This window comes from Nonomuraea sp. NPDC003754 (assembly GCF_053605785.1).
The window spans coordinates 35,222-49,308 of the sequence record NZ_JBSGJX010000034.1 but is presented as its reverse complement, the minus strand read 5'-3'; the positions used below and the strand labels follow the sequence as shown (position 1 = coordinate 49,308).

The following is a 14,087-nucleotide window of genomic DNA, read 5'->3' as shown; positions in this document are numbered from 1 at the left end:
GCCCGTGGCTCCGCACGGATGCGAGGAGAGCGAATGCACGACGACCGGGCGCACGACGGTGCCGCGACGCGGCGCGAGTTCCTGGGATGGCTGTCGAAGGCCGGGGTCCTGGTCGCCGGGGCGGGTGCGGCGACGGCGTCGTGGCCCGCGCCCGCCGGCGCCGCGACCGGCGGGCCGGGAGCCGGCATCACCGTGCTGCGCGACGCGACGGTGATCGACGGGCTCGGCGGGCCGCCCCTTCGGGACGCGACGGTCGTGCTGGCGGGCGACCGGATCGCGTGGGTCGGCCGGCGGACGGGCGCTCCCGTTCCCGCCGGGGCCAGGTCGGTCGACCTGCGCGGCAAGTACGTGATCCCGGGGCTGTGGGAGATGCACGCGCACACCGAGCTCGACAAGCTGGATCTGCACCTGCCGTTGTACCTGGCCAACGGGGTGACCGGCATCCGGGAGATGTGGGGTACCCCTGACCGTCACGACCTGCGGCGCAGGCTGGAGGCCAGCGACCTGGCCGGGCCGCGCATGGTGCTGGCGGGCAACATCCTCGACGGGCCGGAGTCGTTCCTCGGGGCCTTCCCCATCCGTACGGTCACCTCGGAGGCCGACGCCCACGAGGCGGTGCGGGAGACCCGGCGGGACGGTGCCGACCTGGTCAAGGTCTACTCCTTGCTGCCCCGGCACCTGTACGCCGCGATCGCGGACGAGGCCGGGCGGCAGGGCCTGCCGTTCGCCGGTCACCTGTCGGACCACGTGTCGCTCTGGGAGGCCGCCGAGCTCGGCCAGCGCAGCGTGGAGCACCTGTTCGGGACGTTCTTCGCGACGTCGCGCGACGAGGCCGCCTTCCGCCGCCTGATCGGCGGGACCCCGGTGGGGGCCAAGGGCGGGCCGTACCCCTGGTTCGTCTGGGTGCGGGAGCTGGAACGGCAGGCCGTCGCCACCTACGACGCGCGCAGGGCGGGGCGGCTGTTCGCCCGGCTGGCGGAGCGGGGCACCTGGCAGACCCCGACGTTGGCCGCGTCGCGTGTGTCCGCCTCGCCGGCGGGCACCTTTCGCGGCGACTGGCGGCTGAAGTACCTGCCGCGCGGTACCGAGGAGTACTGGGAGGGGGACCTCGGCGCCCCGGCCACGCCCGAGGAGGTCGCGTCGCAGCGTGAGTACTTCCAGGCGAGGTTGCGCGTCGTCGGTGAGATGCGCCGGGCGGGCGTGGGGATCCTCGCCGGGACCGACAGCAACCAGCCGTACGTCTTTCCCGGCTTCGGGCTGCACGACGAGCTGGGCCTGCTGGTCGAGGCGGGGCTGACGCCGATGCAGGCGCTGCGGAGCGCGACCTCGGACGCCGCGCGCCACCTGGGGTGGGAGCGGGACATGGGCACCGTCACCGCGGGGAAGCTGGCCGACCTGGTCGTCCTGGACGCCGACCCGCTGCGGGACATCGGGAACACGCGGCGGATCCACGCGGTGGTCAGCAGGGGCCGTCTCTTCTCCGCCGCCGAACGGGAGGGGATGCTGGCGGCGGTGGAGGCCGCGGCGAAGGAGCACCCGCCGGCGGGGACGACGGCCGCCGCGGGCGCGATGGCCGGATGCTGCTGACCGGCGACGGCGGCCCGGGGGCGGCGACGCGTTCAGCCGCCCGACTTCATCCAGCCGAACGTCCGCTCCACCGCCCGGTGCCAGTTGTCGTACTCGGTGGCGCGGCGCTCGGGCTCCATGCTGGGCAGCCACTGGGCGGCCCGGTGCCAGTTGCGGCGCAGCCCTTCCAGGTCCGCCCAGTAGCCGACCGCCAGCCCGGCCGCGTACGCGGCGCCGAGCGAGACGGTCTCGGCCACCATGGGGCGGACGACCGGCACGTCGAGCACGTCGGCGATGTACTGCATGAGGAGGTTGTCGGCGGTCATGCCGCCGTCGACCTTGAGGGTGCGCAGTTCCAGCCCTGAGTCGGCGTTCATGGCGTCGACGACTTCGCGTGTCTGCCACGCGGTGGCCTCCAGGACGGCTCTGGCCAGGTGACCCTTGGTGATGTAGGAGGTCAGGCCGACGATGACGCCGCGGGCCTCGCTGCGCCAGTGGGGGGCGAAGAGCCCGGCGAAGGCGGGGACGATGTAGCATCCGCCGTTGTCGTCCACGGTCCGGGCGAGGGTCTCGATCTCGGGGGCGCTGTTGATGAGGCCGAGCCCGTCGCGGAACCATTGGACGAGGGCGCCGGTGATGGCGATCGGGCCTTCGAGCGCGTAGACGGCGGGCTGGTCGCCCACCTGGTAGCCGACGGTGGTGAGCAGGCCGTGGCTGGAGCGGACGGGTTCGTGGCCGGTGTTGAGCAGCAGGAAGCTGCCGGTGCCGTAGGTGCACTTGGCGTCGCCGGGCGCGAAGCAGGTCTGGCCGAACAGCGCCGCCTGCTGGTCGCCGAGCGCGGCGGCGATGCGTATGCCCGGGAGCACGCGGCTGGCCAGGCCGTAGGTCTCGGTGGACGGCCGGATCTGCGGCAGCATGGCGCTCGGGATGCCGAAGAAGTCGAGCAGGTCGGGGTCCCAGGCCAGCGAGGCGAGGTCCATGAGGAGGGTACGGCTGGCGTTGGTGACGTCGGTGACGTGCAGGCCGTCCTGGGGGCCGCCGGTGAGGTTCCAGATGAGCCAGGTCTCCATCGTGCCGAACAGCACGTCGCCCCGTTCGGCTCGTTCGCGCAGCCCCGGGGTGTTGTCGAGCAGCCAGCGGATGCGGGGGGCGGAGAAGTAGGTGGCCAGCGGAAGTCCGCAGCGCTTCTGCACCATCGAGGCGTCGGGGCGGGCGGCGAACTGGTCGACGAGTGCGTCGGTGCGGGTGTCCTGCCAGACGATGGCGCGTCCGAGGGGTGCGCCGGTGCGCCGGTCCCACAGCAGCGTGGTCTCGCGCTGGTTGGCGATGCCGATCGCCACCACCTGGTCCAGGCCGATGCCCGCCTGGGAGAGCGCTTCGGGTGCGATGCGCTCCAGGTTGCGCCAGATCTGGACGGCGTCGTGCTCGACCCAGCCCGGTCGGGGGAAGTGCTGTCGATGTTCGCGTTGCGCCACCGACACCAGGCGCCCTCGTTGGTCGAAAACGATGCAGCGCGTGGATGTCGTGCCCTGATCGATGGACATCACGTAGCGCATGACCATGGCATCCTACCTCGGCAGATGGGGGTGGAGGGGGGTCACCAGCGGGCCGCGCCGAGGTCCCTGGAGACCGCGCGCGCCGCGTCGCGTACGAACGTCACCAGGGCGGCGTTCGGCTGTCCTTTGGTGTCGCAGATGCGTTCGACGGCGCCGGAGATCCCGATGGCGCCGACGACGAGTCCTCCGTGGCCGCGGATGGGCGCCGCGATGCCGGCCTCTCCGATGGTCATCTCCTCGACCTCGACGGCCCAGCCGACCTCGCGGACCTGAGCGACGGTGCGGGCCAGCGCCTTCGGCTGCACGACCGTCCGGCGGGTGAAGGCTTCCAGGACGCCGTCGCCGAGGGCGGCGGCGGCGCCGACGTCGTAGGCGAGCAGGACCTTGCCGAGCGCGGTGGCGTGCATGGGCAGCAGCGCGCCCACGTCGAGTGTCTGCAGGGTGTCGTCGGGTCTGAAGACGTGGTGGACGATGAGGATCTGGCCGTCGAGGAGGGTGCCGATGCGGACGGCCTCGCCGCTGCGGGCGGCCAGCGCGTCGGCCCAGTTGATCGCCCGCGAGCGGAGCTCGTTGACGTCGAGGTAGCTGGTGCCCAGGTGCAGCAGGGCGGCGCCGAGCTGGTACTTGCCCGTCGCGTCGTCCTGTTCGACGAAGCCCACCCGCTGCAGGGTGCGCAGCAGCCCGTGCGTGGTGCCTCTGGCCAGACCCAGCGCGTTGGCGATCTCACCGAGGCCGAGCCGGCCTGAGCTGCGCGCGATGAGACGCAGGATCGCCGCCGCCCGCTCGATGGACTGAACTGGACCTGGCATATGCCCGATCGTAGTGTGGCCGACAGATGTTCGACAATGTCGACACCCATGAGCGGGCAATCTACGCAATCGCCCACAGACGTGGACTTTTGTAGCCTGCGTCATAGTTCTCAGACTCTAACCCGGCGCGGCATCGCTGACTAGTGTTCGACATTGTCGACACCTTGCCGTTGACCCTCCGTTTTCTCTCACCTAGCGTCCACGGCAACCGTGAGGCCGGTCACACCACCTGGGACGACTACTCACGGCGACGGTCCGCTCCCGCCTTCCGCCGGGGGAGCACGGCACTGTGAGGAGAGAGAAATGGCCGAACGACTCAAGGCCCGCGGACTGCTCGGTGAAATGGCCGCCGAGTTCGCGGGCACCATGATCCTGATCCTCTTCGGGGTCGGCGTGGTGGCCCAGGTGGCCGCCGCGGGGATCGGCGCGCACGACAGCATCGCGTGGGCGTGGGGCCTCGGCGTCACTCTCGGCGTCTACGTCGCGGCCCGCGTCAGCGGCGCGCACCTCAACCCGGCCGTCACGGTCGCGCTGGCGGTGTTCAAGGGCTTCTCGTGGCGCAAGGTCCTGCCCTACTCGCTGGCGCAGACCGCGGGCGCGTTCGTGGCCGCCCTGATCGTCCGGTTCAACTACGCCGAGGTGCTGGCGAAGGTCGACCCCGGCTTCACCATCAAGACCCAGGGCGTCTTCTCGACGCTGCCCGGCAACGGGACGCTGCCCGTCGGCACGTGGGGCGCCTTCCGCGACCAGATCATCGGCACGGCCATCCTGCTGTTCCTCATCCTCGCCATCACCGACCTGCGCAACTCCTCTCCGGGGGCCAACCTCGCGCCCTTCGTGGTCGGCCTGCTCGTCGTGGCGATCGGCATGGCCTGGGGCACGAACGCCGGCTACGCGATCAACCCCGCCCGTGACTTCGGCCCGCGTCTGGCCTCGTTCCTGACCGGCTACGAGACCGCCTTCCACGACCAGTACGGCTCGCTCTACTTCTGGGTGCCGATCGTGGCCCCGGTGATCGGCGGGCTGATCGGCGCCGGCCTGTACGAGGTCCTGGTCGGCCGGTTCCTGCCGCCCGCACAAGAGCCCGAGGGCGCCCAGCCCGCGGCCAAGCCCGCCTACGAAGCAGTCTGAAACCCCCCACCCCATCCAGGAGGCACGATCGTCATGGCCGACTTCATCGGAGCCGTCGACCAGGGAACGACCAGCACCCGCTTCATGATCTTCGATCACGGCGGGAACGAGATCGCCCGGCACCAGCTCGAGCACCAGCAGATCATGCCGCAGGCCGGCTGGGTCGAGCACAACCCGACCGAGATCTGGGAGCGCACCCGCGCGGTGATCGAGACCGCGATGAACCAGGCGAACCTCGTCGCCTCCGACCTGGCCGCGCTGGGCATCACCAATCAGCGCGAGACCACGGTGGTCTGGAACAGGGTCACCGGCCGGCCGTACTACAACGCCATCGTCTGGCAGGACACCAGGACCGACCGGATCGCCGCCGCCCTGGACCAGGACGGCAGGGGTGAGGTCATCCGCCGCAAGGCCGGGCTGCCCCCGGCGACCTACTTCTCCGGCGGCAAGATCCAGTGGATCCTGGAGAACGTCGACGGCGTGCGCGAGGCGGCCGAGGCGGGGGACGCCCTCTTCGGCACCACCGACACCTGGCTGCTGTGGCACCTCACCGGCGGCCCCGACGGCGGCGTGCACGTCACGGACCCGACCAACGCCAGCCGTACCATGCTGATGGATCTCGAGACGCTCGACTGGGACGACGAGTTGCTGTCGTTCTTCGGCATCCCCCGGCGGATGCTGCCTGAGATCAAGCCGTCGTCCGACCCCCGCCTGTACGGCACGACCCTGGCGGGCGGGCCGCTCGGCGGCGAGGTCGCCCTGTCCGGCGACCTGGGCGACCAGCAGGCGGCCACCGTCGGCCAGGTCTGCTTCTCGCCCGGCGAGGCCAAGAACACCTACGGCACCGGCAACTTCCTGCTGCTCAACACCGGCCACGAGCCGGTCCGGTCGAAGCACGGCCTGCTGACCACCGTCTGCTACCAGTTCGGCCAGGACAAGCCGGTGTACGCGCTGGAGGGCTCGATCGCGGTCACCGGCTCGGCGGTGCAGTGGCTGCGCGACCAGCTCGGCATCATCTCCGGCGCGGCGCAGAGCGAGGCACTGGCCGCGCAGGTCGACGACAACGGCGGCGTGTACTTCGTGCCCGCATTCTCCGGGCTGTTCGCCCCCTACTGGCGCTCGGACGCCCGCGGCGCCATCGTCGGCCTGTCCCGCTTCAACACCAACGCCCACGTGGCGCGGGCCACCCTCGAGTCGATCTGCTACCAGAGCCGCGACGTCGTCGAGGCGATGCGGCAGGACTCCGGCGTCGCCCTCGACGTCCTGCGCGTGGACGGCGGGGTCACCGCCAACAACCTGTGCATGCAGCTGCAGGCCGACATCCTCGGCGTCCCGGTGTCCAAGCCGGTCGTGGCCGAGACCACGGCGCTCGGCGCCGCGTACGCCGCCGGCCTGGCCGTCGGTTTCTGGGAGTCGACCGACGAGCTCAAGCGCAACTGGAACGAGGACCGGCGCTGGCAGCCGACCTGGTCGGAGTCGCAGCGGTCCCGTGGATACGCCGGCTGGAAGAAGGCCGTCTCCCGCACCCTCGACTGGGTCGAGCTGGACTGACTGGCGGATCCGCGGGGGCCGGCCAGGTCCCCGCGGGTCCATCCCTCTGATCGACGCAAGGAGTTCTGCAATGACGTCTGTACCGCTTGGCCCGGCCCACCGCGCCGCCACGCTGCAGAGGATGCGTGAGACCGAGTTCGACGTGCTGGTCATCGGCGGCGGAGTGGTCGGGGCCGGAGCGGCGCTGGACGCGGTGTCCCGCGGCCTCACCGTCGCGCTGGTCGAGGCACGCGACTGGGCGGCCGGCACCTCCAGCCGGTCGAGCCGGCTGATCCACGGCGGCCTGCGCTACCTCCAGCAGCTGGACTTCCGGCTGGTCAGGGAGGCGCTCAAGGAGCGCGGCCTGCTGCTGACCCGGCTGGCGCCGCACCTGGTGCGGCCGGTGCCGTTCATGTTCCCGCTGCGGCACCGGGTGGCCGAGCGGCTCTACGTCGGCGCGGGCCTGGCCCTCTACGACGTTCTCGGCGGCGCCCGCACCATGCCCCGCCACCGGCACATGAGCCGCAGGAAGGCGCTGGCGGTGGCTCCCGGCCTGCGCCCCGAGTCCCTGGTCGGCGCCGTCCAGTACTTCGACGCGAAGGTGGACGACGCGCGTTTCACCATGATGCTCGCGCGCACCGCCGCCCAGTACGGCGCCGCCGTCATGACCGGGGCCCGCGTCACCGACCTGGTCCGCGACGGCGCCCGGGTGAGCGGGGCGCGCGTGCGCGACCTGGACAGCGGCGAGGAGATCCACGTCCGCGCCCGCCAGGTCGTCAACGCCACCGGCGTCTGGACCGACGAGACGCGCCAGATGGCCGGCGCCGACGGCAGGCCCACCGTGCAGGCGTCGAAGGGCGTCCACATCCTGGTCCGGCGCGACCGGATCCGCCTGGACACCGGCCTGATCATGCCGACCGAGAAGAGCGTCCTGTTCGTCATCCCCTGGGGACGTCACTGGATCATCGGCACCACCGACACCGCCTGGCGCCTGGACAAGGCGCACCCGGCGGCCAGCGGCGCCGACATCGACTACCTGCTCGACCACGTCAACTCGGTGCTGGCCACCCCGCTGGCCAGGGAGGACGTCGAGGGCGTCTACGCCGGCCTGCGCCCGCTGCCGGCCAGGGACGCGGCCAACACCGCCACGCTGTCGCGCGAGCACGCGGTCGCCCGTCCGGCGCCTGGCCTGGTGACCGTGGCCGGCGGCAAGTACACCACCTACCGGGTGATGGCCAAGGACGCCATCGACATGGCGGTGCGGGAGCTCGGCGGCGCGGTGCCCGCCTCCGTCACCGACCGGCTGCCCGTCCTCGGCGCCGTCGGCTTCGAGACGATGTGGAACGGCCGGCGCCACCTGGCGCGGCGCTACGGGCTGGACCTGGCCAAGGTCGAGCGGCTGCTGCGCCGGTACGGCTCGCTCACCGAGGAACTGCTGGAGCTGGTCGCCGGCGATCCGGTGCTGGGCGAGTGCGTGCCGGGGACCCGCGACTGTCTCAAGGCCGAGGTGGTCTACGCCGTCTCGCACGAGGGGGCCAGGCACCTGGAGGACGTGCTGGCCCGCCGTACCCGCATCGCGACCGAGGAGAAGGACCGGGGCCTGGCCGCCGCGCCCGAGGTCGCCGCGCTCATGGCGCGCGTGCTCGGCTGGGACGCGGACGACGTGTGGCGGGAGACCGAACACCACCGGCTGCACGTCCAGGCCCAGCTCGCGGCCGAGCGGCAGCAGGACGACCAGGCGGCCGACAGCGCCAGACTGGACGTCCCCGACCGTTCCGCGCTCTCCCGATGAGGGAAGGTCGTGGCGATGAGATGGTCGCGCTCGTCGTGCTGATCGACGTCGTCCTGGCGACGGCGGGACTGCTGCTGATGTGGCTGTGCACCCGGCCCCTTCCCGGTCGTGCCGTGAGCCGGGCGGCGGTACGGCGGGCGGCGTCAGCGGTCGAGCCGGTAGAGGCGGAAGAAGTCGTTGGCGACGGGCAGCACGGTGCATCCGCTGAAGCCCGCCTGCCCGGCGTACCGGTCCACGGTGGCGGCCCGCAGCACGGTGCCGACGGCCGCCGACGGCTGCTCGACGAGCTGGGTGGGCAGGCAGTGCGTGACGCTCCAGCCGTACATCATCCGCTCCACCGGGTCGCCGGGCGCGGTGAAGCGGTCGGCCACGCGCTCGTCGGCCACGAGCAGCACGCCGTCGTCGGCCAGCGCCTCGCGTATCGCCCGTAGCGTCTCCACCGGGCGCGACAGGTCGTGCAGGACCTCCATGAGGAGCACCAGGTCGTACGGCCCGCCGTCGCGCAGCGTTGCCGCGTCGGCCCGCACCAGACGGACGCGGTCGCCGAGACCGGCCTGCTCGGCGTGGGCGCGCGCGTCGGCGATCGAGGACTCGTCCGCGTCCACGCCGTCCACCCGCGCGTTCGGGAAGGCGCGGGCGGCCGCGATGGCGGCCCAGCCCTGCCCGCAGCCGACGTCGGCGATGCGCGGGCGCGGCGCCGACGTCAGCCGCTCGACGACGTCGGGCATGGCGGCGATCCAGGTGGCGGCCAGCTCGTGGGTGAAGGCGGGCCGGTTGATGTGTCCCTGGCCGTGGCGGAAGGCCGTCCCGTACGACTCGTACGGCACGCCGCCGCCGGTGCGGTAGGCCTGCGCCACCTGGGAGATGACGCCCCCGATCCCGGCGAGCATGTGCGCGAACGGCGCGGCGTGCGCCGGATCGTCGGCGTCGACCAGCACCGGGACGTACGCGGGGTCCAGGCGGTAGCGGCGCTCCTCGCCGGGCACGTCCGGGTCGGCCTCCAGCAGCCCGGCGACGGCCTGCTGCTCCAGCCACTCGGCGGCGTAGCGCGGCGCGATCCCGGCCCGCTCGCTCAGCTGCGCGGCCGTCAGCGGCCCGTGCTCCTGGAGGGCCCGGTAGAGGCCGAGCTCGCCCCCCAGGTAGACCGCGAACAGTTCGAGGGCGCCCAGGGTGTTCTCGAAGAGGCGCTCGACGAGCTGGGTGGTGCGGTCGGCGGCGGGTTCGACGCCGGTGTCCAAGGCGTTCATGATGACGTCCTCCGAGTGCGAAGCCGTGAGCGCCTGGCGAGGCAGGCGCGCGGGATGAGATCGCGTGCGGGGGATCGCGGGCCGCTCGGGGGACGGGTCCCGTGGAGGTCAGGCGTCTCGGCGCGCGCGGTCATCGGTGGGCGCCGAAGGTGACGACGAGCTCGCCGTCGCGCTCGTCGACGGTGATCGTGGAACCGTCGGCCACGTCGCCTGCCAGCAGCGCCCGGCCGATGCGGGTCTCCACCTCGCGGGCGATGAACCGGCGCAGCGGGCGCGCGCCGTACACCGGGTCGAAGCCCTGCTGGGCGATGAAGCGCCGGGCGCTGTCGGTCACCTCGAGCTTGAGGCGCCGGTCGGCCAGCCGGTCCCTGATGTCGTCGAACATCAGGTCGACGATGCGCTCGATCTCCGCCTGCGTGAGCGGCTTGAACAGGACGATGTCGTCGACCCTGTTGAGGAACTCCGGGCGGAAGTGGCGCCGCAGCTCCGCCATGACGTTCTCACGGTTCTCCGGCTTGATCTCCCCGTCCGGGGTGACGCCGTCGAGCAGGTACTGCGAGCCGATGTTCGACGTCATGATGATGACGGTGTTGCGGAAGTCGACCGTACGGCCCTGCGCGTCGGTGAGCCGCCCGTCGTCCAGCACCTGGAGCAGGGCGTTGAAGACGTCCGGGTGCGCCTTCTCGATCTCGTCGAACAGGACCACGGAGTACGGCTTGCGCCGGACCGCCTCGGTGAGCTGGCCGCCCTCCTCGTAGCCGACGTACCCGGGAGGCGCGCCCACCAGCCTGCTGACGGTGTGCCGCTCCTGGTACTCGCTCATGTCGAGCCTGATCATGTTCTCGTCGGTGTCGAACAGGCCCTCCGCCAGTGCCTTGGCCAGTTCGGTCTTCCCCACGCCCGTCGGGCCGAGGAAGATGAAGGACCCGATCGGCCGTCGCGGGTCCTTGATGCCGGACCGGGCGCGGATGATGGCGTCGGCCACCAGCTGCACCGCCTCGTCCTGCCCGATGACGCGCTGGTGCAGGATCTCGTCCAGCCGGAGCAGCTTGTCGCGCTCGCCCTCCTTGAGGCGGCTGACCGGGATGCCGGTCCAGCGCGAGACGATCGCGGCGATCTCGTCCTCGGTGACGACCTCGCGCAGCAGCCGGTGCCCGCCCTGCTTGGCCGCCAGCCGTTCCTCCTCGGCCGCCAGCCGGCGTTCCAGCTCCGGCAGCTTGCCGTGACGCAGTTCGGCGGCCAGGTTCAGGTCGTAGGCGCGCTCGGCCTCCTCGGCCTGCTGGCGTACGCGCTCGATCTCCTCGCGCAGCTCCTGGACCTTCTTCAGCGCCCGCCGTTCGGCCTCCCACTGGGCGCGCATGGAGCCGGCCTCGGACCGCAGGTCGGCCAGCTCCCTGCGCAGCGCCTCCAGGCGGGCCGTACCGGCCGGGTCGTCCTCCTTGGACAGCGCGGCCTCCTCGATCTCCAGGCGCATCACCCGCCGGGTCAGCTCGTCCAGCTCCGCGGGCATCGAGTCGATCTCGGTACGCAGCATGGCGCACGCCTCGTCGACCAGGTCGATCGCCTTGTCGGGCAGGAACCGGTCGGAGATGTAGCGGTGGCTGAGCACCACCGCCGCGATCAGCGCGCTGTCCTGGATCTTCACGCCGTGGAACACCTCGAGCCGCTCGCGCAGGCCGCGCAGGATCGAGATGGCGTCCTCGACGGAGGGCTCGTCGACGAGCACGGGCTGGAAGCGGCGTTCGAGGGCGGCGTCCTTCTCGATGTGCTTGCGGTACTCCTGCATCGTCGTGGCGCCGATCATGTGCAGCTCGCCGCGGGCGAGCATCGGCTTGAGCATGTTGCCGGCGTCCATGGCGCCTTCGGCCGCGCCGGCTCCCACCACGGTGTGCAGCTCGTCGATGAAGAGCAGGATCCGCCCTTCCGCGGCCTTGACCTCGTTCAACACGGCCTTGAGCCGTTCCTCGAACTCTCCCCGGTACTTGGCGCCTGCCACGAGCGAGCCCATGTCGAGGCTGAAGACCGTCTTGTCCTTGAGCCCCTCGGGCACGTCGCCCCGGTGGATGCGCTGGGCCAGCCCCTCGACGATGGCCGTCTTGCCCACTCCGGGGTCACCGACGAGCACGGGGTTGTTCTTCGTCTTGCGGGACAGGATCTGGATGACCCGGCGGATCTCCGCGTCCCGGCCGATCACCGGGTCGAGCCTGCCCGCGGCCGCGTCGGCCACCAGGTCGCGGCCGTACTTCTCGAGCGCCTCGTAGGCGACCTCGGGCATCGCCGAGGTGACCCGCTGGTTGCCGCGTATCGCGGTGAGCGCCTGGAGGAACCGGTCGCGCGTGATGCCGTGCTCACGCAGCAGCCGCCCACCGGCCGTCTGCGCGCCCTCGTCCAGCAGCGCGATCAGCAGGTGCTCCACCGACACGTACTCGTCCTTGAGCCGGTGCGCCTCCCGTTCGGCCGCGTCGAGCAGGCGGGACAGGCGCTGGGTGACGAAGACCTGGCCGGGGGCCGCGCCCGGCCCGCTCACGCGGGGACGGCGTGCGAGGTCGGCCTCCAGGTCGGCCTTGAGGCGGTCCGCGTCCGCGCCGGCCTGGCCCAGCAGGCGCGGCACGAGCTCGTCAGGGCGGTCGAGCAGGGCCAGGAGGAGATGCTCGCCGTCGACTTCGGTGTGCCCGAAACGCAGCGCCTTGGTCTGCGCGTCGTGCAGAGCCTCCTGGGATTTCTGCGTCAGGCGGTTGGGGTCCACATCACCCTCCTGTGCGTTGGTCGCGCAGTGCCGCTTCCAGCCGCGCGATGTGCTCGAGCAGGTCCACCACCAGGCCGACGGCGGCGTAGTTCAGCCCGAAGCAGGCGCGCAGCCGCTGGATGCGGCCCGCCAGGGCCACCTGCGAGACCGGGAACCACAGCCGGCCCGCGGCGTCGCGCCGCGCCTCGATCAGATCCAGGGCGACCAGCCGCCGCGCCAGCTCCGGATGCATCCCGGTGACGCGGGCGAAACCGTCGAGGTCCATCTCCGCCTCGACGGCGGTCCTCCGCACGAGCGCGTAGGTCATCGCGATCTCCTCGGGTCGAAGGACGAGCCGGCGGCCAGCTGCTCGAACAGGCGCTGCTCCTCCGCGGTGAGGCGCTCGGGCACCATGACGCGGGCCTCCGCGTACAGGTCGCCGGGCGCGCCGCGCGGGTTGGGCATCCCCTGTCCGCGCAGGCGCAGCCGGCGGCCGCTCGAGGTGCCCTTCGGCACCCTGACCTTGGCCTCGCCGCCGGGAGTGTCGACCGGTACGGTCGCCCCCAGCGCCGCCTCCCACGGCGTGAGCGGCAGCACGACGCGGATGTCGCGGCCTTCGACGCGGTAGCGCGGATGGTCGGCGATCCGGACGATCAGGTAGAGGTCCCCGGCGGGCGCGCCGCTCGCGCCGCGCCCGCCCTGGCCGGCCAGGCGGATGCGCTGGCCGTTCGTCACACCCTGCGGGATGCTGACGTCGATCTGGCGGCCGCCGCCGAGCGTGAGCTTCCTGCGGCCGCCGTGGTAGGCCTCCTCGACCGTGAGCGGCAGCTCCGCCTCCTGGTCGGCGCCGGGCGCGGGCCCCCACCCCCGGCCCCGCACGCCGCCGAACATCTCGCCGAAGAGGTCTTCGAGGTCCGCGTCGGTCCAGGTCGTCCTGCCGGCCCACGCGCCACCGGGCCCTGCCCCCGCCCCGGCCCCGGCGCCCGCGCGGGCGCGCCGCCAGGTGTCCGGGTCGACACCCTCGGGGACGCGGCGGAAGTCCTCCCCGAACGCGTCGTAACGGCGGCGCGTCTCCGGGTCGGACAGCACCTGGTAGGCCTCGGAGATCTCCTTGAACCGGTCCTCGGCCTGCGGGTCCTTGTTGACGTCCGGGTGGTAGGCGCGGGCCAGTCGGCGGTAGGCGCGCTGGATGTCGTCCTGGTCGGCCGTCCTGGGGACGCCGAGAGCCTCGTAGAAGTCGCGTGCCATCAGTCGGCCTTCGACACGATGACCGCGGCGGGACGCAGCTGGCGCTCGTCTTCGCCGTACCGGGGACGGACCACCTGGACGACCGTCCCCGGCGGGGTCTCCGTGCCGGCGATCGCGCCCACGGCCTCGTGGCGGGACGGGTCGAACGCCTCACCGGTGTCGTCACGGCGGGGGAAGCCCAGCCGTTCGAGGAGGGCGAGGGCGTGGTCGCGCACGACCTTGACGCCCTCGACGAGCGCGTCGTCCGGGCCGGCGTGCTGGAGCGCGAGATCGAGGTTGTCGAGGACGGGCAGCCACTGCCTGACCACCCGTGCCCGTTCGAGCTCCGCCTCCCTGGCCGCCCGCTTGCGGACGTTGTCGAGTTCGGCCAGCGCGCGCAGGCGCTGGTCCTCGAGCTCGGACACGCGGGACTCGAGCTGTTCGATCAGCGCCTTGTCGTCGTTCCGGGGTCCGGCAGGCGCGGCGTCGTGCTCGGACATGTCG

At 72.2% G+C, this 14,087-nt stretch carries 11 protein-coding genes; 4 read left to right on the top strand and 7 right to left on the bottom strand.

Annotated features, from left to right (window positions below; translation table 11 throughout):
- The first annotated feature begins 33 nt into the window (after positions 1 to 33).
- A complete protein-coding gene (locus tag ACWEVS_RS33210) occupies positions 34 to 1,587 on the top strand; it encodes an amidohydrolase family protein (RefSeq protein ID WP_452554630.1) in 1,554 nt (517 codons plus the stop codon).
- A 32-nt stretch (positions 1,588 to 1,619) separates the two neighbouring features.
- Here the strand turns inward: ACWEVS_RS33210 and glpK (ACWEVS_RS33205) are convergent, their stop codons facing one another.
- A complete protein-coding gene (glpK, locus tag ACWEVS_RS33205; RefSeq protein WP_452554628.1) occupies positions 1,620 to 3,128 on the bottom strand; it encodes a glycerol kinase GlpK in 1,509 nt (502 codons plus the stop codon).
- A 35-nt stretch (positions 3,129 to 3,163) separates the two neighbouring features.
- Positions 3,164 to 3,931, bottom strand: coding sequence for an IclR family transcriptional regulator (locus ACWEVS_RS33200; RefSeq protein WP_452554626.1), 768 nt, complete (start codon positions 3,929 to 3,931; stop codon positions 3,164 to 3,166).
- 303 nt (positions 3,932 to 4,234) lie between these two features.
- Here ACWEVS_RS33200 and ACWEVS_RS33195 point away from each other — a divergent pair, with 303 nt between their 5' ends.
- The 3 genes from ACWEVS_RS33195 (at position 4,235) to ACWEVS_RS33185 (ending at position 8,384) form a co-directional block, all read left to right on the top strand.
- Positions 4,235 to 5,062, top strand: a complete 828-nt coding sequence (locus tag ACWEVS_RS33195) for an MIP/aquaporin family protein (RefSeq protein WP_452554624.1) — start codon at positions 4,235 to 4,237, stop codon at positions 5,060 to 5,062.
- Between the two features lie 33 nt (positions 5,063 to 5,095).
- A complete protein-coding gene (gene glpK / locus ACWEVS_RS33190; RefSeq protein WP_452554622.1) occupies positions 5,096 to 6,613 on the top strand; it encodes a glycerol kinase GlpK in 1,518 nt (505 codons plus the stop codon).
- Positions 6,614 to 6,683: 70 nt separating this feature from the next.
- Positions 6,684 to 8,384, top strand: a complete 1,701-nt coding sequence (locus tag ACWEVS_RS33185; protein WP_452554620.1) for a glycerol-3-phosphate dehydrogenase/oxidase — start codon at positions 6,684 to 6,686, stop codon at positions 8,382 to 8,384.
- A 143-nt stretch (positions 8,385 to 8,527) separates the two neighbouring features.
- Here the strand turns inward: ACWEVS_RS33185 and ACWEVS_RS33180 are convergent, their stop codons facing one another.
- The 5 genes from ACWEVS_RS33180 to ACWEVS_RS33160 all read right to left on the bottom strand — a co-directional run bounded on the left by ACWEVS_RS33180 (position 8,528) and on the right by ACWEVS_RS33160 (position 14,083).
- Positions 8,528 to 9,631 carry a methyltransferase domain-containing protein gene (locus ACWEVS_RS33180; protein WP_452414928.1) on the bottom strand — a complete coding sequence of 368 codons (1,104 nt, stop codon included), beginning with the start codon at positions 9,629 to 9,631 and terminating at the stop codon, positions 8,528 to 8,530.
- Between the two features lie 130 nt (positions 9,632 to 9,761).
- Positions 9,762 to 12,377, bottom strand: coding sequence for an ATP-dependent chaperone ClpB (gene clpB / locus ACWEVS_RS33175; RefSeq protein WP_452554618.1), 2,616 nt, complete (start codon positions 12,375 to 12,377; stop codon positions 9,762 to 9,764).
- Position 12,378: 1 nt separating this feature from the next.
- Positions 12,379 to 12,684, bottom strand: a complete 306-nt coding sequence (locus ACWEVS_RS33170) for a chaperone modulator CbpM (RefSeq protein WP_354908092.1) — start codon at positions 12,682 to 12,684, stop codon at positions 12,379 to 12,381.
- Complete coding sequence (locus ACWEVS_RS33165) at positions 12,681 to 13,604, bottom strand: DnaJ C-terminal domain-containing protein (RefSeq protein WP_452554616.1); 924 nt, start codon at positions 13,602 to 13,604, stop codon at positions 12,681 to 12,683. The genes ACWEVS_RS33170 and ACWEVS_RS33165 overlap by 4 nt, the downstream gene beginning before the upstream one ends.
- Positions 13,604 to 14,083: a nucleotide exchange factor GrpE gene (locus tag ACWEVS_RS33160; protein ID WP_449919707.1), complete on the bottom strand. Its 480-nt coding sequence runs from the start codon at positions 14,081 to 14,083 to the stop codon at positions 13,604 to 13,606. Before ACWEVS_RS33160 ends, ACWEVS_RS33165 begins: the two co-directional genes overlap by 1 nt.
- Positions 14,084 to 14,087 lie beyond the last annotated feature (4 nt).

Excerpts from the sequence above, each read along its gene's own strand:
- ACWEVS_RS33210 (WP_452554630.1), top strand. The coding sequence starts at position 34 with ATGCACGACGACCGGGCGCACGACGGTGCCGCGACGCGGCGCGAGTTC.
- glpK (WP_452554628.1), bottom strand. The coding sequence starts at position 3,128 with ATGGTCATGCGCTACGTGATGTCCATCGATCAGGGCACGACATCCACG.
- ACWEVS_RS33200 (WP_452554626.1), bottom strand. The coding sequence starts at position 3,931 with ATGCCAGGTCCAGTTCAGTCCATCGAGCGGGCGGCGGCGATCCTGCGT.
- ACWEVS_RS33195 (WP_452554624.1), top strand. The coding sequence starts at position 4,235 with ATGGCCGAACGACTCAAGGCCCGCGGACTGCTCGGTGAAATGGCCGCC.
- glpK (WP_452554622.1), top strand. The coding sequence starts at position 5,096 with ATGGCCGACTTCATCGGAGCCGTCGACCAGGGAACGACCAGCACCCGC.
- ACWEVS_RS33185 (WP_452554620.1), top strand. The coding sequence starts at position 6,684 with ATGACGTCTGTACCGCTTGGCCCGGCCCACCGCGCCGCCACGCTGCAG.
- ACWEVS_RS33180 (WP_452414928.1), bottom strand. The coding sequence starts at position 9,631 with ATGAACGCCTTGGACACCGGCGTCGAACCCGCCGCCGACCGCACCACC.
- ACWEVS_RS33170 (WP_354908092.1), bottom strand. The coding sequence starts at position 12,684 with ATGACCTACGCGCTCGTGCGGAGGACCGCCGTCGAGGCGGAGATGGAC.
- ACWEVS_RS33165 (WP_452554616.1), bottom strand. The coding sequence starts at position 13,604 with ATGGCACGCGACTTCTACGAGGCTCTCGGCGTCCCCAGGACGGCCGAC.
- ACWEVS_RS33160 (WP_449919707.1), bottom strand. The coding sequence starts at position 14,083 with ATGTCCGAGCACGACGCCGCGCCTGCCGGACCCCGGAACGACGACAAG.